The organism is Streptomyces sp. P1-3 (genome assembly GCF_050613155.1).
Taxonomy (GTDB): Bacteria; Actinomycetota; Actinomycetes; order Streptomycetales; family Streptomycetaceae; genus Streptomyces.
In genome coordinates this window covers 127,954-154,414 of record NZ_CP192512.1, presented here as the reverse complement: position 1 = coordinate 154,414, position 26,461 = coordinate 127,954, and the positions used below count along the sequence as shown (strand labels likewise).

General features: G+C 70.4%; 7 protein-coding genes. 5 read left to right on the top strand and 2 right to left on the bottom strand.

Annotated elements, in window-relative coordinates; genetic code table 11:
- Positions 1-93 precede the first annotated feature (93 nt).
- The 5 genes from ACQUSR_RS00660 (at position 94) to ACQUSR_RS00640 (ending at position 24,864) form a co-directional block, all read left to right on the top strand.
- The gene (locus ACQUSR_RS00660; RefSeq protein ID WP_431040537.1) at positions 94-6,396 is read left to right on the top strand and encodes an amino acid adenylation domain-containing protein; all 6,303 of its coding nucleotides are present in this window, start codon (positions 94-96) and stop codon (positions 6,394-6,396) included.
- A complete protein-coding gene (locus ACQUSR_RS00655; RefSeq protein WP_431040536.1) occupies positions 6,393-12,569 on the top strand; it encodes an amino acid adenylation domain-containing protein in 6,177 nt (2,058 codons plus the stop codon). The genes ACQUSR_RS00660 and ACQUSR_RS00655 overlap by 4 nt, the downstream gene beginning before the upstream one ends.
- Positions 12,566-23,857, top strand: coding sequence for an amino acid adenylation domain-containing protein (locus ACQUSR_RS00650; protein ID WP_431040535.1), 11,292 nt, complete (start codon positions 12,566-12,568; stop codon positions 23,855-23,857). Before ACQUSR_RS00655 ends, ACQUSR_RS00650 begins: the two co-directional genes overlap by 4 nt.
- Before the next feature lie 123 nt (positions 23,858-23,980).
- Positions 23,981-24,352, top strand: coding sequence for a VOC family protein (locus tag ACQUSR_RS00645; RefSeq protein WP_431047299.1), 372 nt, complete (start codon positions 23,981-23,983; stop codon positions 24,350-24,352).
- A gap of 116 nt (positions 24,353-24,468) precedes the next feature.
- A complete protein-coding gene (locus tag ACQUSR_RS00640; protein ID WP_431040534.1) occupies positions 24,469-24,864 on the top strand; it encodes a VOC family protein in 396 nt (131 codons plus the stop codon).
- A gap of 33 nt (positions 24,865-24,897) precedes the next feature.
- Here ACQUSR_RS00640 and ACQUSR_RS00635 read toward each other — a convergent pair whose 3' ends face one another.
- Positions 24,898-25,662: an NAD(P)-binding domain-containing protein gene (locus tag ACQUSR_RS00635; protein ID WP_431040533.1), complete on the bottom strand. Its 765-nt coding sequence runs from the start codon at positions 25,660-25,662 to the stop codon at positions 24,898-24,900.
- A gap of 72 nt (positions 25,663-25,734) precedes the next feature.
- Entirely contained in the window at positions 25,735-26,382 is a 648-nt protein-coding gene (locus tag ACQUSR_RS00630; protein ID WP_431040532.1) for a TetR/AcrR family transcriptional regulator, read from the bottom strand.
- Positions 26,383-26,461: the final 79 nt, after the last annotated feature.

Sequence of the window (26,461 nt, the reverse complement as noted above, 5' to 3'; positions counted from 1 at the left end):
GGGGATGGTCGCGTTGTTCTTGTCCCTGATCGGATTATTCGGTGTTGATTCGGTTACCGGGCGGTGAGTCACCCCGGGCGCACGATTCCTGAGGTGTTTCAGCGGCAGGCCGCCGCGCGACCGGACGCGGTCGCGGTCTCGTGTGGTGACGTGTCGCTGACCTACCAGGAGCTCAGCTCCAGGGCGGACCGGTGGGCGCGGGTACTGGGCCAACGGGGTGTCGGTCCGGAGTCCGTGGTGGCCGTCATGCTGCCGCGTTCGGTCGAGCTCGCGGTGGCTTTGCTGGCGGTGGTGCGGGCCGGTGGGGTGTATCTGCCGATCGATCCTGGCCATCCGTCCGAACGGCTGGCGTTGTTGGTGCGGGACACGCGGCCGGTTTTGTTGGTGACCGAGGCGGACAGCGCCGGGAATGTGCTGGGTGACGTCTGCCCGCGTGTGCTGCCGGAGGATCTCGACACTGCGCCGGTGCCACCGGGCGACTGCCCGATGCCGCATCCGGACCAGCTGGCGTATGTGATGACCACGTCCGGGTCGACCGGGGTGCCCAAGGGGACCGGGATCACCCACCGGGATGTGGTGGGGCTGGCGCTGGATCAACGGTGGCGCGGCGGCGCCCACGAACGGGTGCTGGCGCACTCGCCGTTCACCTTCGACGCCTCGGTCTACGAGCTGTGGGTGCCGCTCCTGGGCGGTGGCCACGTGGTCATGGACCGGTCCGGGGACATCTCTCCGGACCGGCTGGCGAAACTGGTCGGCGAACAGCGCGTCACCGCTGCCTGGCTGACCGCGGCGTTGTTCAACCTCCTGGTACGGGAGGACGCGCGGTGCCTGGCCGGGCTGCGGGAGGTCTGGACCGGTGGCGAGCGCGCCTCGGCGTCGGCCTTCCGCCGTGCCGTGAAGGCGTGCCCGGACACGAGGTTCGTGAACGGGTACGGCCCGACGGAGACGACCGTGTTCGCTGTCTGCCGTCCCGTGGGCGCCGCCGAGCAGCTCGGTGCGGACGTCCCGATCGGGCGGCCCATGGACGGCATGCGCGCCTACGTGCTCGACGGCGCGCTGCGCGCCGTGCGACCGGGCCTCGCCGGGGAGTTGTACCTGGCCGGGACCGGACTCGCCCGTGGCTACGTGAATCAGGCGACGCTGACCGCGGAACGGTTCGTCGCGTGCCCGTTCGGGCCTCCCGGTGAGCGGATGTACCGGACCGGTGACGTCGTGACCCAGGCACCTGACGGCGAGCTGGTGTTCCAGGGGCGTGCGGACGCTCAGGTGAAGATACGCGGGTTCCGGATCGAGCCTGGTGAGGTCGAAGCGGCGCTGATGGCCCATCCCGGGGTCGCGCAGGCGATCGTGGTCGCCCGCGAGGGGCACGGCCGGGGCAGGCAGCTGGTGGCGTACGTGGTCGCGGCCGGCGCCATGGGGGCGGGGTGGGGCGCCGGGGACGGCGACATCGCCATCGATTCCGGCTTCGAGGCGGGCGAGCTACGGGGGTTCGTGGCCAAGCGGCTGCCGGAGTTCATGGTCCCCGCGGCGATCGTCGTGCTCGACCGCCTGCCGCTGACACCCAACGGCAAGGTCGACCGCGCCGCTCTGCCCGCACCGGTGTTCGCGCCAGGGGCGTACCAGGCGCCGAGGACCCCGGACGAGGAAGTCCTGTGCGGACTGTTCGGTGCGGCGCTCGGGCTCGACCGGGTCGGGATCGACGACGACTTCTTCGGCATGGGCGGCGACAGCATCCAGTCGATCCAGGTGGCGTCCCGCGCCCGGGAACAGGGCATCCGGATCAGCGCCCGGCAGATCTTCGAGCACCGGACCGTCGCCGGGCTCACCGACGCCATGGCCGGCCCGGACGATCCAGCGCCCGCCGAGCCGGACTGCGGCGTGGGGTGGGTGCCGCTGATGCCGGTGGCGAGGTGGATCCGGGAGCTCGGCCCCGGCTCGGAGCGGCTGGCGCAGGCGGTTGTCGTGACGTGCCCGGCCGACGTCGACCGAGCCGGACTGGTCGCGACGCTGGGTGCGGTGCTCGATCACCACGATCTGTTACGCGCACGGCTGGTGACGGAGGACGGCGGCGGCCTGCGCGTGGATCCGCCGGGCTCGGTCGACGCCGGATCCTTGCTGCGTCGGGTCGAGTACGCCGATGAGTCGTGGCACACGCTGCTGGTGAGCCAGTTGGACGCGGCCGTGGCCCGGCTGGACCCGGCGGCGGGCGTGATGGCGCAGTTCGTCTGGTTCGACGCACCGACCGGGACCGGACGGTTGCTGATCGTGGCGCACCACTTGGTGGTCGACGGCGTCTCATGGCGGATCCTGCTGCCGGACCTGGCCACGGCATGGACACGGGTGCGCGCCGGGGCGCCGCCGGCATTGCCACCGGTGTCGACCTCGGCCCGGCGCTGGGCGACGGCGCTGGCGGCCGAGGCGGTCAGCCCGGGGCGCGTCGGCGAGCTGCCCACCTGGAGATCGATCGTGGACGGACCGGATCCGTTGCTCGGCACAAGGAGGATCGATCCCGCGGTCGACGTCCGATCCACCGTGGACAGGATTCGGGTGTGGTCGTCGACGGACGTGACCGAGGCGGTGCTGACCACGCTGCCCGCGCTGTTTCACGGTGGCGTCAACGACGGCCTGCTGACCGCCCTGGCTCTGGCGGTCACGCGCTGGCGCCGGGACCGTGGTGTGGCCGAGACGTCGACACTGCTGCGGCTGGAGGGGCACGGCCGGGAGGAAGCCGTGCTGCCCGGCTCGGACCTGTCCCGGACCGTGGGGTGGTTCACCAGCGTGTTCCCGGTGCGCCTCGACATCGCCGCAGTGGACGTCGACGAGGCGTTCGCGGGTGGCCCGGCCGCGGGTACGGCGATCAAGGCGGTCAAGGAACAGCTGCGGGCGGTCCCGGACAAGGGGATCGGCTACGGGTTGCTGCGGTATCTGAACCCGGAGACCGCCCGGGTGCTGGGTGAGTTTCCGATCGGGCAGATCGGGTTCAACTACCTCGGCCGCTTCTCCCGGCCCGGAACGGACTTCACGCCTACCGCCGACCTCGACCGGTTCGCCGAGCTGGCCGAGCTGGACACCGGGCATGGCCCGGCGATGCCCGCTCTGTCCGAGGTGGACATCAACGCGATGGTCACCGGATCGAGGCTCGGCGCGGTCTTCAGCGCGCCCGCCGGTGTGCTGACCAGCGCCGAGCTGCGAGAGCTGGCCGAGCTGTGGTGCGCTGCGCTCGAAGGGCTGGCGCGGCACGTCACCCAGCCCGGCGCGGGTGGGCTGACGCCGTCGGACGTCCCGCTGGTGTCGGTGGGGCAGGGCGAGATCGAGGCGTGGGAGAAACGGTTTCCAGGCCTGTCGGACGTGTGGCCGGTGACAGCGCTCCAGGCGGGCCTGCTGTTCCAGTCGAGTCTCGCCGGGTCCACGTTCGACGCCTATCAGGTGCAGTACGTGCTGCACCTGGCCGGGCAGGTGGATCCGGTCCGGCTGCGAACGGCCGGGCAGGCGCTGCTCGACCGGCACGCCGGCCTGCGGACCGCGTTCGTTCCCGACGCCGGGGGCCGACTGGTTCAGCTCGTGCGAACCGGTGTCGAACTGCCGTGGCGGGAGGTCGATCTGGCGGCCGACGAGCTCGACCGGTTCCTCGCCGACGACCTGGCGGAACGTTTCGACCCGGAAGCGCCGCCCATGCTGCGGCTTTCGCTCGTCCGGACGGGGGCGGGAGAGTGCGAACTGGTGCTCACCGCGCACCACGCCCTGTTCGACGGCTGGTCGTTGCCGCTGTTGTTGCAGGATCTGCTGCGACTGTATGGATCGAACGCTCTGCCTCGCACGCGGAGCTATCAGGATTTCCTGGCCTGGCTGTCCCAGCAGGACTCCGCTGCGGCGTCCCGGGCATGGGCGCAGGAGCTCGCCGGCGTGACCGAGCCGACGCTACTGGCCTCCGGAAGTGGAAAGGACGGCATCGAGCAGGTCGACGTCCCCCTTACCGCGGACACCGCCCGGCAGCTGGAACGCCGTGCCGCGGAGCTCGGCGTCACGGTGAACACCGCCGTCCAGGGCTCCTGGGGCGTGCTGCTGGGGCTGTTGACCGGCCGCCGGGATGTGGTGTTCGGCACCACCGTGTCCGGCCGGAATGCCGCGTTCCGTGGCGTGGACTCGGTGGTGGGGCTGTTCCTCAACACCGTGCCGGTCCGCGTGCGGTGCGCGCCGGGGCAGACGCTCGCCGAGTTGCTGACCGATCTCCAGGAGCGGCAGGCCGGGCTCCTTGACCACCACCACTACGGCCTTGCCGACATCCAGCAGGACACCGGGCAGAGCGCGTTGTTCGACACGTTCGTCGCGTTCGAGTCCTTCCCGCTGGACCGCGCCGGGCTGGCCGAGGCGGGCGCGGCCGCCGGGATCGCGATCACCGGCATCCGCCCGTTCACCACCACGCACTACCCGCTGACCGTGCTGGCCATGGCCGACTCAGGGGCCCACCTGCGGCTTGCCGTGCAGTACCGGCGGGACGTGTTCGCCGGCGCAGAGGCGGAGGACATCGCCGCCTGCCTCGGGCGCGTGCTGACTCAGATGGCCACGGACCCCGAGCGGCGGGTGGCCGCGGTCGACGTACTGGCGCCGAGCGAGCGGGCGTGGTTGACGCACAGCGCCGAGCCGGTGAGCAGCGGCACCATTCCCGACCTGTTCGAGCGTCAGGTGGCCGCCACGCCGGACGCGCTCGCGGTCGTCTCCCAGGACGGCGTACCGATGACGTACGCGGAGTTGAACGCGCGGGCGAACGGGGTGGCGCGTGAGCTGATCCGGCGAGGGATCGGGCCGGAGTCGGCGGTCGGAGTGGCCGTGCCGCGCTCGCCCGAGCTCGTCGTCGCGTTGCTCGGCGTGTTGAAGGCCGGTGGCGCGTACGTGCCGATCGATCCCGAACACCCGAGCAGGCGCCTGGCGGCCGTGCTCGCCGAGGTGGAGCCCGCGTTGGTCCTCGTCACCGGGGACACGGCTGCGACACTGCCCGGCAACCTGTTGTGCGTCGCCGGGATCGAGGGCGGCGATGCCGACCCACGGGACGAGGACCGGACCGGCCCGCTGCTGCCGGACCACGCGGCGTACCTGATGTACACCTCGGGTTCGACCGGGACGCCGAAGGGTGTGGCGATCACCCACCGCAACGTGACGGCGTGCCTGCCGGGGCTGGTGTCCTGTGTGGACGTCGAGCCGGGTGAGCGGGTGCTCGCGGGCACTTCGGTCAACTTCGACGTGTCGGTGTTCGAGATCTTCGCCACGCTGTGCACCGGCGGTGCGGTCGAGATGGCCCGGGACGTTCTCGCGCTCGCCGAACGCGATGGCTGGTCGGGCGGGGTGGTCAGCTCGGTGCCGTCGGCGTTCGCGGAACTGCTCGACCAGGTCGCGGGCAAGATCGCCCCCCGTACCGTGATGTTCGCGGGTGAGGCGTTGCCCGCCGCGTTGGTGGACCGGGTGCGGCAGGCGATCCCGGGGGTGCGGGTCGTCAACGGCTACGGGCAGAGCGAGACGTTCTACGCCACCACCTTCTCGATACCCGGCACGAGTGAGTGGGAGAACACGGGCAGCACGCCGATCGGGACGCCGCTGCCAGGGGTGCGCGTGTACGTGCTCGGCCCAGGGCTCACGCCCGTGCCACGAGGAGTGGTGGGCGAGCTGTACGTCGCGGGTGCCACCGTGGGCCGTGGGTATCACGGCAGGCCCGGCCTGACCGCGGAGCGGTTCGTCGCCGACCTGTTCGGCCGGGCCGGATCGCGGATGTTTCGCACCGGTGACCTGGCCAGATGGAACTCCGACGGCCAGGTGGAGTACGTCGGGCGCGGTGACACGCAGGTGAAGATCCGCGGCTTCCGGGTCGAGCCGGCCGAGGTGGAGGCCGCGTTGACCGCGCACCCCGATGTCGGCCGTGCAGTGGTCGTCCCGCACACGAGTCGCCTGGTCGGGTACGTCGTCCCGGCCGGCCGGGACGTGAACCCCGCCGACGTACGGGATTTCGTGGCGGAACGGTTGCCGGAGTTCATGGTTCCGTCGCTGGTGACGGTGCTGGACCGGCTGCCGTTGATGCCGAACGGGAAGCTGGACCGGGCGGCTCTGCCCGAACCGGAATTCCCCACCCGCGAGTACCGGGCGCCGCGCACGGCCCACGAAGAGACCCTCTGCCTGCTCTTCGCCGAGGTTCTCGGGGTGGAGCGGGTCGGTGTCGACGACGAGTTCACCGCGCTGGGTGGCCATTCGCTGCTGGCGACCCGGCTGATCAGCCGGATCCGCAAGGTGGCCGGCGTGGACCTGCCGGTCAGCGCGGTCTTCGAATCACCCAGCGTGGCCCAGTTGGCGCGCAGACTCAACGACGCGCCCACGTCGGCACGGCCCCGGCTGCGCAGGAGGAACAGATGATTCCGTTGTCGTTCGCACAGCGCCGGTTGTGGTTCATCGACCGGTTCGAAGGTCCGTCCGCGACCTACAACCTCCCGTTCGCGGTGCGGTTGACCGGTCCGCTGGACGTGACGGCGTTGGTGGCGGCCGTGCGGGACGTGGTGGGCCGTCACGAGAGCCTGCGCACGCTGATCATCGAGGAAGGAGGGGTGCCGTTCCAGCGGGTGCTGCCGGTGGCCGCCGTCGAGCTGGACATCCCGCTGATCGACGTGCCGCCTGGTGGGCTGGACGACGCGGTCTCCGCCGCGACCGGATACCGGTTCGACCTGTCGACGGAGATTCCGGTCCGGGCGTGTGTGGTGCGCTGCGGTGCGAACGAGCATGTGCTGGTGTTGGTGATCCACCATGTCGCGGCCGACGGCGAGTCGATGAGGCCGTTGGCGCGGGACTTGGGTGCCGCGTACCGCGCTCGTCGCGCGGGTGGGAGTCCGCGGTGGCCCGAGTTGCCGGTGCAGTACGGGGATTTCACCTTGTGGCAACGGGAGTTGCTCAACGCCGGTGGGGTGCTGGCCGGACAGCTGGAGTACTGGCGTGCCGAGCTGGCCGGGGTGGTGCAGCCGCTGAGGTTGCCGGTGGACCGCGCCCGGCCCGCGGTGGCGAGCCACCGCGGTGACGTCGTCGAGTTCACTGTCGACTCCGGACTGCTGGACGAGTCCGGCGGGCTGGCCCTGGCCCACGGTGCGACGGTGCCGATGGTCTTCCAGGCGGCGCTGGCGGTGTTGCTGCACCAGCTCGGCGGCGGTGACGACATCACGATCGGGTCCCCGATCGCGGGCAGGCCGGACGACGACCTCGCCGACCTGGTGGGGTTCTTCGTCAACACCTGGATACTGCGGGCCGACCTGTCCGGGAACCCCACGTTCGCGGAGTTCCTCGAACGGGTGCGCGGCAAGGCATTCGCCGCGTACGACAACCAGGACGCACCGTTCGAGCGGCTGGTGGAGATCCTCAACCCGGAGCGGTCCACCGCCTACCACCCGTTGTTCCAGACCATGTTCACCTGGCAGAACGACGCGCGGATGGACCTCGACCTGCCGGGCCTGGAGGCGAGCCTGACGGCGTTGCCCACGGGAACCGCCAAGTTCGACCTGGAGTTCACCTTCTGCGTGGACTCAGCCGGGTCGGGAGTGCGGTGCTACCTCGAGTACGCCACGGACCTGTTCGACCGCGACAGCGTCGAGAAGGTCGCGGAACGGTTCGTGCGGGTGCTGCGGCAGGTCCTGGCGGATCCCGGTGTCCGGGTGGGCTCGGTGGACGTTCTGGCGCAGTGTGAGCGGGAATTGGTTCGCGAGTTCAACGAAACGGCGACGCCGATCTCCGAGAACACCGTGCCACGGCTGTTCGAGCGTCAGGTCGCCGAGACTCCACAGGCGATTGCGGTGGTGTGTGACGGTGTGTCGTTGACCTATGAGGAGTTGAACGCACGGGCGGACCGGTTGGCTCGCGCGCTGGCCGGGCGTGGCGTCGGCCCGGAGTCGTTGGTGGGGCTGGCGCTGCCGCGCTCGGCGGATCTGGTGGTCGGTCTGCTGGGGATCTGGAAGTCCGGCGCGGCGTACGTCCCGGTCGACCCCCGGTACCCGAGTGAGCGGGTCGAGTCCATCCTGGCGGACGCGCGCCCGGAGGTCGTCGTCACCGACCGTTCGGTGGCGCGTGACCGGCCGGGGAACGTGTTCCTCCACGAAGACGGCGTCGAGGGCACGGTGCGCCCTCCGCGGCCCGACGGCGCGGCGTACGTGATGTACACGTCGGGTTCCACGGGCGTGCCGAAGGGCGTGGTCATCACCCACCGGACGGTGGCGAACGGCGTGCAGCAGCTCGCCGCCGTGGTGGGCGGCGGGCGGCGGGTGCTGGCGGGGACGTCGGTGAACTTCGACGTGTCCGTGTTCGAGATCTTCACTGCCCTGTGTACGGGTGGCGTGGTGGACGTGGTCCGGGACGTGCTCGTGCTGGCCGAACGGGATGGCTGGCCGGGCGGGGTGGTCAGCGGCGTGCCGTCCGTCCTCGCCGAAATAGTGGATCAGGTCGCGGGAAAAGCCACCGCGGACGTGGTCATGTTCGGCGGTGAGACGTTGCCGGGACCGTTGGTACGCCGGGTGCGCGAGGCGTTCCCCGGTGCACGGGTGGTCAATGGCTACGGGCAGACCGAGAGCTTTTACGCCACGGCGTACGTCGTGCCCGACACAGGGTTCGCCGCGCCCGACACGGGGTCCGGCAACGTCCCCATCGGGACGCCGCTGGGCAACATGCGCATGCATGTGCTGGGCCCCGGCCTGAACCCGGTGCCGCCCGGCGTGGTGGGGGAGCTGTATGTCGCGGGTGAGATCGCGAGAGGCTATTTCGGACGTACCGGGCTGACGGCGGAGCGGTTCGTGGCAGATCCGTTCGGTCCGGCGGGTACGCGGATGTACCGGACCGGCGATCTGGCCCGATGGAGCGACGGCCGGCTGGAGTACGTCGGGCGATCGGACGAGCAGGTGAAGGTCCTGGGTTTCCGGATCGAGCCGGGCGAGGTGGAGGCCGCGCTGACAGCGCATCCGGGTGTGGCGCAGGCCGTGGTGACCGTCCAGGCAAGAGGGGCTCGGCAACTGGTGGGGTACGTCGTCCCGGCCGGTGCCCAGCCAGGCGGAAGCGTCGATCGGCTCGGCGACCTCGACATCGACCTCACCGCCGGGTTGTCGGTCCGCGAACTGCGCCGGTTCACGGCGGAGCGGCTGCCGGAGTACATGGTGCCGTCGGCATTGGTGGTGCTGGACCGGCTGCCGCTGGGACCCAACGGGAAGGTGGACCGGGCGGCGCTGCCGGAGCCGACGTGGGGTGCCGGGGCGTACCGCGCGCCGCGATCCACCGTCGAAGAGGTGCTGACCGGCGTCTACGCCGACGTGCTGGGGTTGGGCCGGGTCGGCGTCGACGACGACTTCTTCGCCGTCGGCGGGGACAGCATCCGGTCGATCCAGGTGGTGTCGCGGGCCCGGGCACTGGGTGTGGAGGTGACGCCGCGGCAGATCTTCGAGTGCCGGACGGTCGCCGAACTGGCCGTCGTCGCGATCAGCGACCGCGTCGACACGACGCCGGTGCTGGCCGAGCTCGACGGTGGGGGCGTGGGGTGGATGCCGTTGCTGCCGGCCGGTTCGTGGCTGGTCGAGAGCGGCGGAGTCAGCCGATTCGCCATGTCGATGGTCGTGGACCTGCCGCCGGGCATCGACGAAACGAGCCTGGTGGCAACGCTGTGCGCGGTGGTCGACCACCACGACGCACTGCGTACCCGGCTGGTGCCCGAGGGCGGACTCATGGCAGGACCGCCGGGATCGGTGGACGTGCGGGCACTACTGCGCCGTGTCGAATGGGAGTCACCGGTTGCGGCGGAGTTGGCCGCCTGCGCGGACGCGCTGGATCCGGTGGCCGGGGTGATGGCCCGATTCGTGTGGTTCGACGCCGGTGCCGGGAGACCGGGCAGGCTGCTGGTGGTGTTGCACCACTTCGCGGTCGATGGCGTGTCGTGGCGGATCCTTCTGCCGGACCTGGCGGCGGCATGGGCTCAGGTCCGCGAGGGCAGGACTCCGTCGTTGGAACCGGTCGGGACATCGGTCCGACGGTGGGCGCACGCGCTCGTAGCAGAGGCCTCCCGTGCCAACAGGCTCACCGAGTTGCCGTTCTGGCAGCAGGTACTGGACGGGCCCGACCCCGTCCTGGGATCCAGAGAGCTCGACCCCACTGTCGACACTCTGTCCACCGTGGACACCCTGGAGTTGCGGCTGCCGACCGCGGTGACGGAAGCGCTGCTGACCGTACTGCCCGAGAAGTTCCGCGGTGGAGCGAGCGACGGCCTGCTGGCCGCGCTGGCGCTGGCCGTCGTCCGGTGGCGGCGGGATCGGGGCGTGGCCGAGCCCTCGGTGCTGCTTCGGGTGGAGGGGCACGGCCGGGAAGAGGCTGTTGCCCCCGGCGCGGACCTGTCGCGGACCGTGGGCTGGTTCACGACGATGTTCCCGGCACGGCTCGACCTGGCCGGATGCGATCTGGACGAGGCGTTCGCCGGTGGCCCGGCCGCGGGTGCCGTGGTGAAGGCCGTCAAGGAGCAGCTGCTGTCCGTTCCGGACAACGGGATCGGCTTCGGGCTGTTGCGGTACACGAACCTGGAGACCACCACGGAATTGAGTGGACGACCGGCGGGCCAGATAGCGTTCAACTACCTTGGCAGGTTCTCGTCGGCCGACATGCCGGACCAGCTGCGTGGGCTCGGCTGGAACCGGGTCGCTGAACTCGCCGTGCCATTGGACCCGGACATGCCGGCGACGGCCGCGGTGGAGATCCACGCCGCCGCCGTCGACAACGGGCAAGGCCCGCGACTCGAAGCCACCCTGGTGTTCCCGACCGGTGTCCTCTCCCGTGCCGAGGCCCGTGAACTGGCTGACCTGTGGCGTGACGCCGCGGCGGGACTGGCACGGCACGTCACCGGGCCCGGCGCGGGCGGGTTGACGCCGTCGGACCTTACGTTGGTCCAGGCCGACCAGCGGCAGATCGGGAAATGGGAGAAACGGCACCCGGGACTGGCCGACGTGTGGCCGCTGACCGCGCTGCAGTCCGGCCTGCTGTTCCACGCGATGGCCGCCGGAACCGCGTACGACGCCTACCACATGCAGTTGGTGTTCCACCTGTCCGGTGACGTCGACGCGCCGAGGATGAGGGCCGCGGGCCAGGCTCTGCTGGATCGGTATGCGAACCTGCGCGTGGCGTTCGTGAACGGTGCTGACGGAAAACCCGTGCAGGCCGTCGTCGACGGGGTGGAGCTGCCGTGGCGGTACGTGGATGCGACCGATCTCGGCGAGGACGGACTGGAGGGTCTCCTCGCGGCGGATCACGCTGAGCGCTTCGATCCGACGGTGCCGCCGTTGCTGCGGATGACGCTGGTGAGGCTGGGCGCTGACCGCTCGGAGCTGGTACTGACGGCCAATCACATGCTGTTCGACGGCTGGTCCGTTCCGTTGCTGATGCGGGACCTGCTGCTGTTGTACGGCTCCGGCGGGGAGGTACTGCCGAAGGCTCGGCCGTACCGCGACTTCCTGGCTTGGCTGTCCGCTCAGGACCGGGACGCGGCCGGACGGGCATGGGCGCAGGAGCTTGCCGGGATCCATGAGCCCACCCTGCTGGTTCCCGGTGCGGACTCCGGCTCCGGGGCCGGTCAGGTGGATGTTCCACTGGACATGGACACCGCCGCCCGGCTGACTCGTCGTGCGGCTGAGCTCGGCGTCACCGTGAACACGGTTGTCCAGGGCATGTGGGCGATGGTGTTGGCGGGATCGGTCGGGCGTCAGGACGTGGTGTTCGGCGCGACCGTGTCAGGCCGTCCGCCCGCGGTGGCGGGGGTGGATTCCATGGTGGGGCTGTTCATCAACACCGTGCCGGTACGGGTACGTCGGGCCACGGGCCGCACCTACGCGGAGTTGTTGACGGAGTTGCAGGACCGGCAGGCCGCGTTGCTCGACCACCACCACTACGGGCTGGCCGACATCCAGCAGGCCGTCGGGGTGACGCCGCTGTTCGACACGCTCGTCGTCTTCGACTCGTACCCGATCGACCGCGCCGGGATCAGCGAGGCCCACACCGCTGCCGGGATCACGATCACGGGGGTCACCCCGGCCAGCGGAACCCACTACCCGTTGACCGTCATGGCCAACGTGGACCCCCACCTGCGGCTGGTCCTTCAGTATCAGCACCACGTGTTCGACCAGGAGGCCGCCGTGGCGATCGCCGACCGGTTCGCGCGGGTCCTGGAGGAGTTCGCCGCCGACCCCCACCGCCAGGTCCAGCCCGGCGAGACGGTGGCGGCGCGCCCACCGGGCCGTCACGAGCCGGTCGAAACCGCCGGCGTTGGGCCCCGCACCGGCAGCGAACGAGTCGTCGCCGGGGTCTGGGCGGACTTGCTGGACCGCGACGAGGTCGGCGTGCACGAGAAGTTCTTCGAGGCCGGCGGGTCGTCGTTGTCGTTGCTCGCGTTGAGCAACCGGCTGAGCGAGCTGTGCGGGCGCAAGGTGCCCGTGGGGGAGTTGCTGAAGCACACCACCGTGGAAGCGATGGCTCGCCTGCTGGACGAGCGGCTGGCCACCGGCGGTGACGGAGAGTGGGGGTACGAGCTGTGACCCGTTCTGACCACGAGGCTGTGGCGATCATCGGGGTGGCGCTCGCGTTGCCTGAGGCCGATGACCTGAATGCCCTGCACGAGAATTTGGCCGACGGCCGGGTCAGCGTGCGTCCGCCGGCCAGGGACCGGATCCACCACGCCGGAGCGTCCGCCGACGCCGACTACGTCACCATGGGCTACCTGGACCGGATCGATCTGTTCGACCACCGGTTCTTCGAGTTGTCGCTGCGGGAAGCGGAGTTGATGGACCCGCACCAGCGGATCGCCCTCCAGCTGGCCCACCGCGCGATCGAGAACGCCGGCTACGCCCCGGGAGCGCTGCGCGGCTCGAACACCGCCGTCCACCTCAGCGCACCCACGCCCGGCTACGCGAGCCTGTACTCCGACGAGGATCCGCAGCAGATCCTCGGCTCACTGCCGTCCGCCACGGCCGCGCGCATCGCCTACTTCTTCGACTTCACAGGTCCCACGACCATTGTGGACACCGCGTGCAGCGGCAGTCTCACCGCGCTGGCGACGGCCGTGGAGAACCTGCGCAGCGGGCGGGCGGACCTCGCGGTCGCGGGCGGCTTGAACGTCTTCTCGGTTCCGCTGACCCGGCACGCCCATGAGCCCCTGCGCGGCCTGGAGTCACCGGAAGCCGTCTGCCGTCCGTTCGACGCCGAGGCGAACGGCCTGGCGATCGGCGAGGGCGGCGGGCTCGTACTGCTCAAGCGGCTGTCCGAGGCGCTGTCCGATGGGGACAACATCCATGGGGTACTGACCGGTATCGCCGTCAACCACAACGGGTTCCGGGCGACGAGCATGAGCGCGCCGAGCGCGTACGGTCAGTCCGAGGTGATCGTGGAGGCGTGGCGGCAGGCCGGTGCCGACGCGATCGACCTCGTCGAGTGCCACGGGTCGGCCACTCCGCTCGGCGATGTGGTGGAGGTCGACGGCCTGCAACTCGCGTTCGCCGAGACGGGCTTCACCGGGCCATGTGGAATCGGCGGGATCAAGGGCAACATCGGCCACCTCGACCAGGCCGCGGGCATGGCGGGGCTGTTCAAGGTGCTGGCCGGTCTGCGGCACGGGGTGCGGTATCCGAACCCGAACTTCCGGTCGCCGAACCCGCTGGTCGACGTGTCCGGTCCGGTTCAGGTGGAGACGGCGGCCGCGGAGTGGGCTCCGGTCTCGGGTGTCCGACGGGCGGGGTTGAGTTCGTTCGGATTGACCGGGACCAACGTCCACGCGGTGATCGAGCAGCCCCCGGAGGGCCGGGCCGCGGTGCACGGCTCGGCGAGTGAGCTGGTCACCATGTCGGCGAAGTCGGCCTCCGCGCTGTCCGCCTACGCGTCACGTGTCGCCTCGTTCCTCGAGCAGACGGATCAAAGCCTGGCCGAGGTCGCGCATGTGCTCAACAGGGGGCGTGACGACCACCCGTTCCGGTGGGCCGGCGTCGCCCGGGACACCGGAGAACTGGCCGCGTCGCTGCGGAAGACGCAAGCCCCTGGCACACGCCGTTCCGCGCAGGTCGTGTTGCTGCTCTCGGGTGACGCCGAGTTGGGCGATGACACCTGGGACCGGCTGTCCGAGTCGTTCGACGGGCTTGCCGGTGTCGGCGGGGCCGGCTCGGCAGGCGAACGGTTGTATGCCCGGCTGTGTGCCGCGTACGGGCTGGTGCGGTCGCTGGGCGTGACCGAGCTCCACTTGGTGGGGTCGGGCGTGGGTAACCTCGCGGTCCGGCGGATGCGCGGCCACGACGTGGATACGTGCGATGTGCCGATCACCGATGAGGTGAACGAACCGGGGTTGCGGCGGGCGGTGGCCGAGTTCGCCCGTCAGGGTGCGGTCATGGTGGAGGTGGGCGCGGACGGGACGCTGTCACGGGCGATCGCGCGAGTGGCCCCGGAGCTACCGGTGGTGCGGTTGTTCGCCGATCCGTCCCGGGAAGGGGTGCTTCGGGCGCTGGCCGAGCTGTACTCGCTGGGAGTGGACATCGAGTGGGACCGCTTCTACGCGGGCCGGCACATACCGCGGGTCGAGGTGCCGACGTACCCGTTCGAGGAGGTCTCGTGCTGGTGCCTGCCGCCGGGCGGTCCGTCACCGGTCGTGGAATCCGGTGGCACGCGTGAAACTCCGCCGGAACTCTCGGCCGGGGCACCGCAGCTCTCGGCCAGGGCTCCCGAGCTGGAGATCGCGGACGTGTGGCGGCAGGTTCTCAAAGCCGAGGGGGTCGGGCCGGATTCGAACTACTTCATGATGGGCGGGACGTCGATCGCGGGCATCTCGGTGTTGCGGGAGGTCGAGCGGCGCTTCGGGGTGCGGCTGACGTTCGCGGACCTGTACCGCTGCCCGACGGTCCGGGAGCTGGCGGCGCTGGTCGACTCGGCCCGGGTGGCGCCCGCGGCGGACGGCTGGACGATTCCGGTGCTACCGCGCGGCGGCCGGTTGCCGTTGTCGTTCAACCAGGAGCAACTGTGGTTCATCGACCGGGTCAACCCGGACAGCCCGCTCTACAGCATCCCGACCAGGGCACGCTACTCCGGCCCGTTCGACCTCGACGCGTTCCGGGAAGCGCTGCGTGACCTGGTGCAGCGGCACGAGATCCTGCGTACCCGCATCCTCGAGGAGGACGGCGTACCGTACGCGCTCGCCGATCTGACGGAGCCGGAAATGGAGTTCCTCGACCTCAGCGGGCTCCCGGACCCGGACCTGGCCCGGGTGATCGAGTCAGCCGCGAACAGGCCGTTCGACCTGGCCAACGGACCGCTGTTCAGGACAGCCGTCGTCCGGCTCGCCGACGACGAACACATGGTGCTCTACGCGTGGCACCACATCATCTTCGACGGCTGGGTACCCGCCATCTTCTACCGTGACATCGCGGAACTCTACGCGGCCCGATGCGCGGGCCGGGCGCCGCAACTGCCCGTCCTTCCCGTCCAGTACGCGGACTTCGCCGCGTGGCAGCGGTCCTGGCTCGACGACTCCCGGATGGCGGACGGCCTGGAGTTCTGGCGCGACCAGCTGCGTGACCTGTCCCCCTCGGAACTGCCGCTCGACCGGCCACGCCCCGCGGCCCAGTCCTACGTCGGCCACCTGCTGAAGTTCGAGCTCGATCCGGACCTCGTACGGCAACTGCGCGCGTTCAGCGTGCGGGAGAACGTGACGACGTTCGTCACCATGCTGGCGGTGGTCGACGCCTTGCTGCACCTGTGGGCCGGGCATCGGGACGCGGTGGTCGGTGTGGCGACCTCCGGCCGGTCGAACCCCGCCACACACGAGCTGATCGGATACTTCAACAACGTCCTGCCGTTCCGGACCGCGGTCGAACCGGCGTTGAGCTTCCGTGACCTCGTCCACCGGTGCGAGGGCACCGTCACCGGTGTCCTCGACCACGAGGAGATCCCGTTCGGGAAGATCGTCGCCGAGCTCGGCGGCCGCCGTGACGCGTCGAGGCACCCGGTCTTCACCGTGGCGTACACGCACCAGAACAACGCCGCGCCCGCCGAGGAACTCGCGGGGCTGGCCGTGACCCATGACGCCGATGAGATGGTCGGGATCGCCCCCGGCACGGCCAAGTTCGACCTGACCATCGGGGTGTTCGACCAGGACGGCGGCCCGATGGACGCGTTCCTGGAGTACGCGGTCGACCTGTTCGACGTCACCACCATGCGTCGCCTGGTCGACATGTTCCAGGAGATCGCCGCCGCCGCGATGGCCGATCCCGGCCGTCCACTCCGCGACCTCCTCGCCGTGGATACCGCGCAGGCGACGGTCGACGACATGAACGACACGACGGCACCGATCCCCGAGATCTCGCTTCCCGAGTTGTTCGAGCGGCAGGCGGCGATCACGCCGGACGCCGTCGCCGTGGTCTCCGGTGCCGAGTCGATCACGTACCGAGAACTCCACACCCGGGCGGATCAGCTGGCGGGCGTCCTGACCGCGCGCGGGGTCGGGCCGGAGTCGGTGGTGGCGGTCGCTCTGGAGCGGTCACCGCGGTTCGTGGTCGCGATGCTGGCGGTGGTCCGGGCGGGAGGCGCATACCTGCCCGTGGACCCCGGCCAGCCCGCCGAGCGGATCCGGCTCCTGATCGACGAGGCCCGGCCCGCGCTGGTGCTCGGCGACGCGGGGACCCTGCCCGACCTGCCCTGTCCGGTGGTGGAACCGGACGAGTCCGCTCCGGTGTCGCGGGACCGGCCACCCCGGTGCCACCCGGACCAGCTGGCCTATGTGATGTACACGTCCGGCTCGACCGGGGCGCCGAAGGGGGTGGGAGTCACCCACCGGGATGTCGTCGCCCTGGCCGTCGACCGCGCGTGGACCGGCGCCGCGCAGGACCGGGTCCTGTGCCACTCGCCGCTGTCCTTCGACGCCTCGGTGTATGAGCTGTGGGTACCCCTGTTGCGCGGGGGACGGGTGGTGCTGGCGCCACCTGGGAGGTTGAGCGCGGGCACGCTGGCCGAGCTGGTCGCCGAGGAGGGCATCACCTCGGTCTTCCTGACAGCCGGGCTGTTCAACGTCCTGGTGGAGGAGGACGTGACCTGCCTGGCGGGCGTGCGCGAGGTGTGGACCGGAGGTGAGCGTGCGCAGCCCTCGGCGTTCCGCGACGCTCTGGACGCGTGCCCGCGCACCACGTTCGTCCATGTCTACGGGCCGACCGAGACGACGGTCTTCGCGACCTGCCGTCCCATGGACGCCGCTCAGGGCGCCGACGCCGACATTCCCATCGGGCGCCCGATGGACAACACGCGCGCCTATGTGCTGGACGAGGCGCTGCGCCCGGTACCGCCCGGCACCGCCGGTGAGCTCTACCTCGCCGGCGCCGGGCTCGCCCGCGGGTACTCCGGCCGATCCGGGCCGACCGCGGAGCGGTTCGTGGCGTGTCCGTTCGGACCGCCGGGCGAGCGGATGTACCGGACGGGCGACGTCGTCCGCCGGACCCCGGACGGCGAGCTGGTCTTCCGGGGACGCGTGGACGACCAGGTCAAGATCCGCGGCTTCCGGATCGAGCCGGGTGAGGTCAACGCCGTGCTGAGCGCCCACCCGGCGGCGGTTCAGTCGGTGGTGGTGGCTCGCGAGGACCAGGACAGAGGCACCTTCCTCGCGGGTTACGCGGTCGCGCGCGACGGCGTCACAGCGGAGGAGTTCCGTGCGTTCCTGTCGGCGCGTCTGCCGGACTTCATGGTCCCGTCGGCGATCGTGGTGCTGGACGGGCTGCCTTTGACCCCGACCGGAAAGCTGGACAAGGCGGCCCTGCCCGAGCCGGAGTTCGCAGCCTCGGCGTACCGGGCGCCCCGCACCACGCGCGAGGACGTCCTGTGCGGGCTCGTCGCGGACCTGCTCGGCGCCGAGCAGGTCGGCATCGACGACGACTTCTTCGACCTCGGTGGGCATTCTCTGCTGGCGACCCGGCTGGTCAGCCGGATCCGGACCGCACTGAACGCCGAGGTCCCGATTCAGACCGTGCTCGAATCACCCACCGTCGCGGAGCTGGCCACGCGGATACCGGCCGGAACCCAGGTCCGGCCGCGGCTGCGAAGGTCCGCGCAGCGACCGGACCGGGTGCCGTTGTCGTTCGCGCAGCGCCGGTTGTGGTTCATCGACCGGTTCGAAGGACCGTCGGCGAGCTACAACATCCCCCTGACTCTCCGGTTGACCGGCACGCTCGACGTCGAAGCGCTGTCGTTGGCGGTGCGGGACGTGATCCGGCGTCACGAGAGCCTTCGCACCATGATCTCCGAAGAGGACGGCGTGCCGTTCCAGCGGGTGCTGCCCGCGGACGAGGTCACTTCGGACCTGCCGGTCGTCGACGTGGAGCCGGCAGGTCTGGCTGACGCCGTGGCGGCGGCCGTGGCCCGTCCGTTCGACCTGTCCGCGGGGATTCCGGTGCGGGCGGCGGTGTTCCGCTGCGGCCCGGCCGAGCACGTGCTGGTGCTGCTGGTGCACCATGTCGCAGCCGACGGTGAGTCGATGGCGCCGTTGGCGCGCGACCTGACCAGTGCGTACGACGCCCGGCACAGGGGCACGGGACCGGTGTGGCCGGAGCTGCCCGTGGACTACGTGGACTTCACGTTGTGGCAACGGGATCTGCTGGCCGACGAGAGCGAACTGCTGGCGGGCCAGGTGGCTTACTGGCGGGCGGAGCTGGCCGGAGTACGGCCGTTGCGGCTGCCAGTGGATCGGCCGCGGCCGCCCGTGGCCGGTCACCGCGGCGACGTGGTGGAACTCGGCATCGATCCCGGACTGCTCGACGCGGTGGGCGAGCTGGCGCGTGCGCGCGGCGCGACCGTACCCATGGTGCTGCAGGCGGCGCTGGCTGTGCTGTTGCACCAGCTCGGCGGCGGTGACGACATCACGATCGGTTCGCCCATCGCGGGCCGGATGGACGCGGCACTCGCCGAATCGGTGGGATTCTTCGTCAACACCTGGGTGCTGCGGGCCGACCTGTCGGGGAGCCCGTCGTTCGAGACCGTGGTGGACCGGGTGCGGGGCAAGGCATTGGCGGCCTACGACCATCAGGACGTCCCGTTCGAACGGCTCGTGGAGATCCTCAACCCGGAGCGGTCCACCGCCCACCACCCGTTGTTCCAGGTGATGTTCGCCTGGCAGAACGTCACCCAGCAGGACTTCGCCCTGACCGGGCTCGACGTCGAGTTCGAACCGGTGCCGACCGGAACGGCCAAGTTCGACCTGTGCTTCAACCTGGCCGACATCCCGGGACAGGGTGTCTACGGCCACCTCGAGTACGCCACCGACCTGTTCGACCGCGCCACCGTGGAGGGCATCGCCACCCGTTTCGAGGCCGTCCTGCGGCAGGTCGTGGCCGACCCCGGACGTCGGGCCGTGGACGTGCTGATCGCGGGTGAGCGGGATCGGCTCCTCGGAGAGTTCGGCGACACCGTGACGGCGGCGCCTGAGGTGACGGTGCCGGAGCTGTTCGAGCGGCGGGCCGCGGCGGTTCCGGACGCGATCGCGGTGGTGTGTGACGGGGCCTCGCTGACCTACGCGGAGCTGAACGCGCGCGCCAACCGGCTGGCCCGGGTGCTGGTCGAACGCGGCGCGCGGCCGGAGGCGCTGGTGGGCCTTGCTCTGCCGCGGTCCATCGACCTGGTCGTCGGCATGCTGGGGATCTGGAAGTCCGGCGCGGGGTATGTGCCGATCGACCCGCGGTATCCCAGTGGGCGGTCGGCCCTCGTGCTGTCCGAAGCACGCCCCGAGTTCGTCCTGACGGACATGGACGAGCTGGACCTCGCCACCGGTGACAGCGGAAACCTCGGCCGTGCGGTACGGCCCGGCAACGCCGCATACGTGATGTACACATCCGGCTCGACGGGTGTGCCCAAGGGAGCCGTGATCACCCACGGGTGCGTGGTGAACGACGTGTCGCGGCTGGTCGAGCTGATCGATCTGCGGCCGGGCCAACGGGTGCTGGCGTCGAGTTCGGTGAGCTTCGACGTGTCGGTGTTCGAGGTCATGGCCGGCCTGAGCGCGGGCGCCACCGTCGAGGTGGTCCAGGACCTGGTGGAGTGCGGCGGCTGGTCGGGTGCGGTGGTCAGCGCGGTGCCGTCGGTGCTGGCACAGGCCGGTGACCGGATCAAGGCGGACACCGTGGTGTTCGCCGGTGAGCCCTTGACGGCCGGCCTGGTCGACCGGGTGCGGGAAGCCATGCCTAACACGCGGCTGATCAACGCCTACGGGCAGAGCGAATCCTTCTACGCCACGTCGTTCCGGATCCCCGGCAAGGCGGATCCGGGCGTGGTGCCGATCGGGACCCCGCTGGAGAACATGCGGGCGTATGTGCTGGGGCCCGGCTTGGGGCTCGTGCCGGCGGGTGTGGTGGGGGAGCTGTACGTGGCCGGTGAGGTGGGCCGGGGCTACCTCGGACGAGCGGGGATGACGGCGGAGCGGTTCGTGGCGGACCCGTTTGGTCCGGCCGGGTCGCGGATGTATCGCACGGGGGACCTGGCCCGATGGAACCGGGACGGTCAGCTGGAGTGCGTGGGGCGTGTCGACGCGCAGGTGAAGGTACGCGGGGTGCGGATCGAGCCGGGCGAGGTGGAGGCCGCACTGGAGTCGTGTCCGGGTGTGGCGCAGGCGGTGGTGGCGGCGGTCGAAGGGGAGCAGGGCAAACGACTGGTGGGGTACGTCGTCCCGGCCGGAACGTCCGGGGATGACGTCGACCTCGGCGTCGACGTGGCCGAGGTGCGGCGGTCTGTCGCCGACCGGCTGCCGGAGTACATGGTTCCGTCGCAGGTCGTGGTCCTCGACAAGCTGCCGCTGACGCCGAGCGGGAAGGTGGACAGGTCCGCGCTGCCGGACCCGGGATTCGCCGCCGAGGCGTACCGGGCCCCGGGCTCGGCGGTCGAGGAAATACTCGCCGAGGTGTACGCGGAGGTGCTGGGCCTTGAACGGGTCGGTGCCGACGACGACTTCTTCGCTGTCGGCGGGGACAGCATCCGGTCGATCCAGGTGGCGTCGCGGGCTCGCGCGCTGGGCGTCGAGATCACTCCCAGGAAGATCTTCGAATGCCGCACCGTGGCGGAACTGGCGGCCGTGGCGAGCGCGGGCGAAGCGGGTGCCGTACTCGCCGAACTCGACGGCGGTGGGGTCGGCTGGATGCCACTGCCACCGATGGCACGTCACATCGACGCACGATTCACTCGGTTCTCCATGGCGGCCATGGTGGAACTTCCGCCGGACATCGACGAAGCGCGTCTCGTGACGACGCTGAGCGCCGTGGTTGATCACCACGACATGCTGCGCTCACGGCTCCTGCCGGATGACGGCGGCCTTGTGGTGAGTCCGCCGGGGACGGTCGACGTCGCCGGACTGGTCCGGCGGGTCGAGTGGAACCGGGGGTGTGCGGCGGAGCTGGACGCGGCCGCGGGCCGGCTGGATCCGGAGGCCGGGGTGATGGCCCAGTTCGTGTGGTCCGCCCCTGGCGCCGGGGGAGCGGGCCGGTTGCTGATGGTCCTGCACCACCTCGTGGTCGACGGCGTGTCGTGGCGGATCCTGTTGCCGGACCTGGCGGCGGCATGGGCACAGGTGCGCGAGGGAAGGGCTCCCGCGCTGCCGCCGGTGGGGACATCGGCCCGGCGATGGGCGCACGCGCTGGCGGCCGAGGCGTCCACTACGGACAGGGCGGCGGAGCTGTCGTACTGGAAGAACGTGGTGGACGGCCCGGATCCGCTGCTCGGGTCCCGCAGGTTGGATCCCCAGCTGGATACCAGTTCCACCGTGGACAGGATGCGGGTCGACCTGCCCAGGGGGGCGACGGGGGCACTGCTGTCCACCCTCCCGGCGAAGTTCCGGTGCGGGGCACAGGACGGCCTGCTCGCCGGACTGGCACTGGCGTTGGCCCAGTGGCGACGGAATCGCGGCGTGGCCGAGCCGTCCTGCCTGATCGCCCTGGAAGGACACGGCCGGGAAGAAGCCGTCGTGCCCGGATCGGAGCTGTCGCGCACCGTCGGCTGGTTCACCAGCGTGTTCCCGGCCCGCCTCGATGTCGCCGGATTCGCGCTGGACGAGGCGTTCGCGGGCGGGCCCGCGGCAGGTGGCGTACTGAAAGCGGTCAAGGAGCAGCTTCTGTCCGTACCGGACAAGGGTCTCGGCTATGGGCTGCTGCGGTACCTGAACCACGAGACCGGCGCGGAGCTGGGCGAGCACCCCGCGCCGCAGATCGCGTTCAACTACCTGGGCCGGTTCTCCCCGGCCGACATGCCCGCGGACCTGAGCGGACTGGGCTGGACGCCGGTGGCTGACGCCGACGGCCTGGACATCGCACTCGATGCCGACATGCCCGCGTTGGCTGAGATACAGGTCAACGTGGTGGTCGTCGACGGCGAGGACGGTCCGCGGCCGGAAGCCACGCTTGATTTCGCCACGGGTGTGCTGTCCCGTGCCGACGTGGAGGACCTGGCCCATCTCTGGTGTGACGCCCTGACGGGCCTTGCCCGGCATGTGACGCGGCCGAGTGCGGGCGGGCTGACGCCGTCGGACCTCCCCCTGGTGGCCGTGACCCAGCAGGACATCGAGACGTGGGAGAGGCGTTACGAGGGCCTGGCCGACGTGTGGCCGCTCACGACTGTGCAATCCTCGCTGCTGCGGCACACCATGCGGCCGGACCAGGCATACGACCCCTACCACGTTCAGCTGGCCTTCCAGATCACCGGGCAGGTGGACGCGGCCAGGATGCGGGCCGCGGGCCAGGCGGTACTCGACCGCTACGCCAACTTGCGTGTGGCGTTCGCCAGTGGCGCCACCGGAGAACCCGTGCAGGTCGTGACCGACGGCGTCGAGCTGCCGTGGCGCGAAATCGACCTGGGTGCCCTCGGTGAGGAGGAGCGCGCCCGCGAGCTCCAGGAGGTCCGGCTCGAGGATCAGGCGGCCCACTTCGACCCGGCGATGCCGCCCTTGGTGCGGATGATGCTGGTGCGGTTGGGCGAGGATCGCTCGGAGTTGGTGGTGACGGCCAGTCACCTGGTCTTCGACGGATGGTCCGTTCCGTTGCTGGTGCAGGACCTCCTGCGGCTTTACGCTTCGCGCGGAGACACGTCCGTGCTGCCGAAGGTGCGCCCGTACAAGGACTTCCTGGTATGGCTGGCGGACCAGGACCGCGAGGCGTCGGCACGGGCGTGGGCGGACGAGCTCGACGTACGCGGGCCGACCCTGCTCGCCGGGCTGTCCGAAAGGGACCCTGTAGGCATGGGAACGGTCGAGGTCCCCGTGAGTGTGGACACCGCGGGTGCGCTGTCCAGGCGTGCCGCGGAGCTGGGCGTGACACTGAACACGGTCGTGCAGGGCGCGTGGGCCTCGGTGCTGGCGGATCTGACCGGACGTGACGACGTGGTGTTCGGCGCGACGGTGTCCGGCCGGCCACCCGCGATCACCGGGGTGGACTCGATGGTGGGGTTGTTCATCAACACCGTGCCGGTCCGCGTGCGCTGCTCCCCGGAAAGGACCTTCGCCGAGCTGCTGACCGAGCTCCAGGACCGGCAAGGCCGGTTGCTCGACCATCACCAGTTCGGGCGAACCGACTGCCACCAGGCCGACACCCAGGTCGTGTTCCAGTCGTACCCGATGAACCGCGAGGGCATCAGCGAGGCGAACACCGCCGCCGGGATCGCGATCACCGGGATCAGCGCGGTCAGCGGCACCCACTACCCGTTGGCCGTCACCGCGACAGCCGATCCGCACCTGCGGGTGTCCCTGCAATATCACAGCCACCTGTTCGACCGTGACGCCGTGGCCGGGATAGCCGAACGATTGGCTGACACGTTCACGCGGTTCGGAGGGCGGTGACATTCACACGGCTCGGAGGGCGGTGACATGGCCACGATCGCCATCCGGGCAGCAGTCTGCTGTCACCCGGACAGCAAGGTGCCCGTGGCCGAGTCGCCAGACCACCAACAGTCCGGAGTTGCCATGCCTCTGCAGATGAAACTCAGCGCGATAACACTCGACTGCCCCGACCCGCTGGCGCTGGCGGCGTTCTATCAGCAGGCCACTGGCTTCGAACCGCATCCGAAATCTGACGCCGACTTCGCCGGCCTCAACCGTGAGGACGGACTCGTCATCGGCTTTCAGCGGGTCGACGACTACCGGGCTCCCAGCTGGCCTGACCAGACTGTTCCCCAGCAGCTCCACCTCTGCTTCGCGGTCGACGACCTGGACGAGGCCGAGGCCCGGCTGCTCGAGCTGGGAGCCGGCAAACCGGATCACCAGCCGCATGAAGATAGGTGGCGGGTCCTCACCGACCCGGCTGGGCACCCCTTCTGCCTCGTGGACAGGGGCTGAACCCAGCCCGGCCTGACCGGCGAGCCTCAGCCCATGTCCCGTCAGGAAGATCCGGAACTGTCGGACGGGCGGCACGGGCCAATACTCTGAGTCCGTCCGCACTATCTGGGAGAGTCATGACAAGTAGGTTTACCGAGTTGGCCGTTGACTGCCACGATCCGGAGCGGCTCGCGGCCTTCTGGTGCGAGGTCCTGGACTTCAAGGTGATCGACCGGAGCGAGGGCAAGGTCGAGATCGGCTCCTGGGTGCCGACCGTTGAGGATGTTCGGGCCCGCCAGATGTCGCCCACCCTGCTGTTCGTCCAAGTGCCCGAGGGCAAGACCGTGAAGAACCGGCTTCACCTCGACGTCAGCCCGATCGACGGCAGCACCGAGGACGAGGTGACCAGATTGCTCGGCCTCGGCGCCACCAAGACGGATGTGGGCCAAGGCCCAAACCGAAACTGGGTGGTCATGGCAGACCCCGAGGGCAACGAGTTCTGCGTCCTGCGCACCCTGGCACCGCAGAACTAGGCCGCGAGCGGGCACCCGGATCTGCCGACGTGACTATGTGAGGTGAGCGAGGAGCGCGTCGAGTGCCTTGGTCAGGGCCTCGGAGTTGGCCGTGTCGAACCACGTGGTGCGGATGCGCTCGTTGCTTCCGTTCGGTGTCTCGTGATCACCCGCGAGCTGCGGCAGCGAGCGCGTGTCGTCGCTCAGCGAGCGGCCGACGCCCTGGAAGAGGCTGCGGACATAGCGGTCCGCCTCCTCGGTGGGAATGCCCTGTCGGGAGGCCCAGGCGGTGAGCGTGGCCAGGTACCAGTAATGGGTGGTCAGCGTGCCCGTCAGTGCGGAGAAGACGCTGAAGGCCGCTTCGTCCGCGACGGGCAGCGCCCCGCCGAGGCGGTCGAAGAGGCCGTCCACGATCGGGTGGGAGGGGTATGTCACGGTGACGGACCGGCGTTCGCGCACGGCCGGCAGCGGGATGGCACGCACCACGGGGGCGGCGGTGCCGAGCGTTTGACGCAGCTCGCTGATGCCGACTCCGGCCATGACGCTGAGCACGATCCTGTCGCCGCCGACCCGGAGCCCGGCGAGGGCCTCGGCGCGGTCCAGGGGGCGGACGGCGAGGATCACTATCTCGGAGCGGTTCGCCACGTCCTGGTTGTCGGTGCACACCTGGACGTTCGGATACCGCTGGGACAGCTCGGCGGCTGTACGGGCGCCACGAGGCGAGAGGTAGATCTCCGGCGGCTCCTCGACGCCGTCGCACAGGCCGTCCACGATGGCCCGGCCGATCTCGCCCACGCCGATGATTCCGATGCGTTCCACTGTTTCTCCCTTGTCGTCTTGGTAGCGGTGGTCCAGCGCCTCTCGGACGCGTTCGTCGGGGTCCGCGACCGCTTATCGGGTCCCGTCTCGGGCGGCCCGGTCCTGGATCCCGCCGAGCACGGTGTCGAGGATCCGGTCGAACTCCGCCATGGACCCGAAGCCGGCCTGTAGGGGAGCGAGGTCGGCCATTGTCGGGTACGCGTCGGCGTCGAGTGCGGGCATGTCTCCGGTCCCGTCGGCTTCGCCGCTGAGGACCGCCAGCAGGTATCCGTTGAGAAAGCTGAACAGCGTCATGGGCGTGTCCGCGACCACGTGGTCGGGCAGGCCCGCCTCACGCATCGAGGTGACCAGTCTTTCGAGGGCGGTGAGAGCCACTGACGAGGTCCGGGCGCGTGTGGCCAGCAGCGGGAACACCCGGGGGTGCCGGGAGGCCATCTCCCGGTAGCCGTGCGCCGTTCGGCGGGCGATCTCCTCCCAGTCGCCCGATGCGACGTCCGCGGGGACGGTCACCTCGGCGAGCACGGCCTCGGACACCGCGTCCAGCAGTGCCGCCTTGCCCTTGATGTGGTGGTAGATCGACATCGGGTCGACCCCGAGCTCCTCCGCAAGGCGCCGTACCCCGAAGCGCTCCAGGCCGTCGCGGTCCACGAGGGCGACGGCGGCGGCGGCGATGCGCTCGCGGCTGAGCCCCGCTGCGGTGCCCTGTGCTCGTCTGGCCACGTCCGCTCCCTGCCGCCCTTGTCAAACCTACGCTGTAGATCATACCGCGCGAGAGGAACCCAACGTCGTAGGGTTCGGG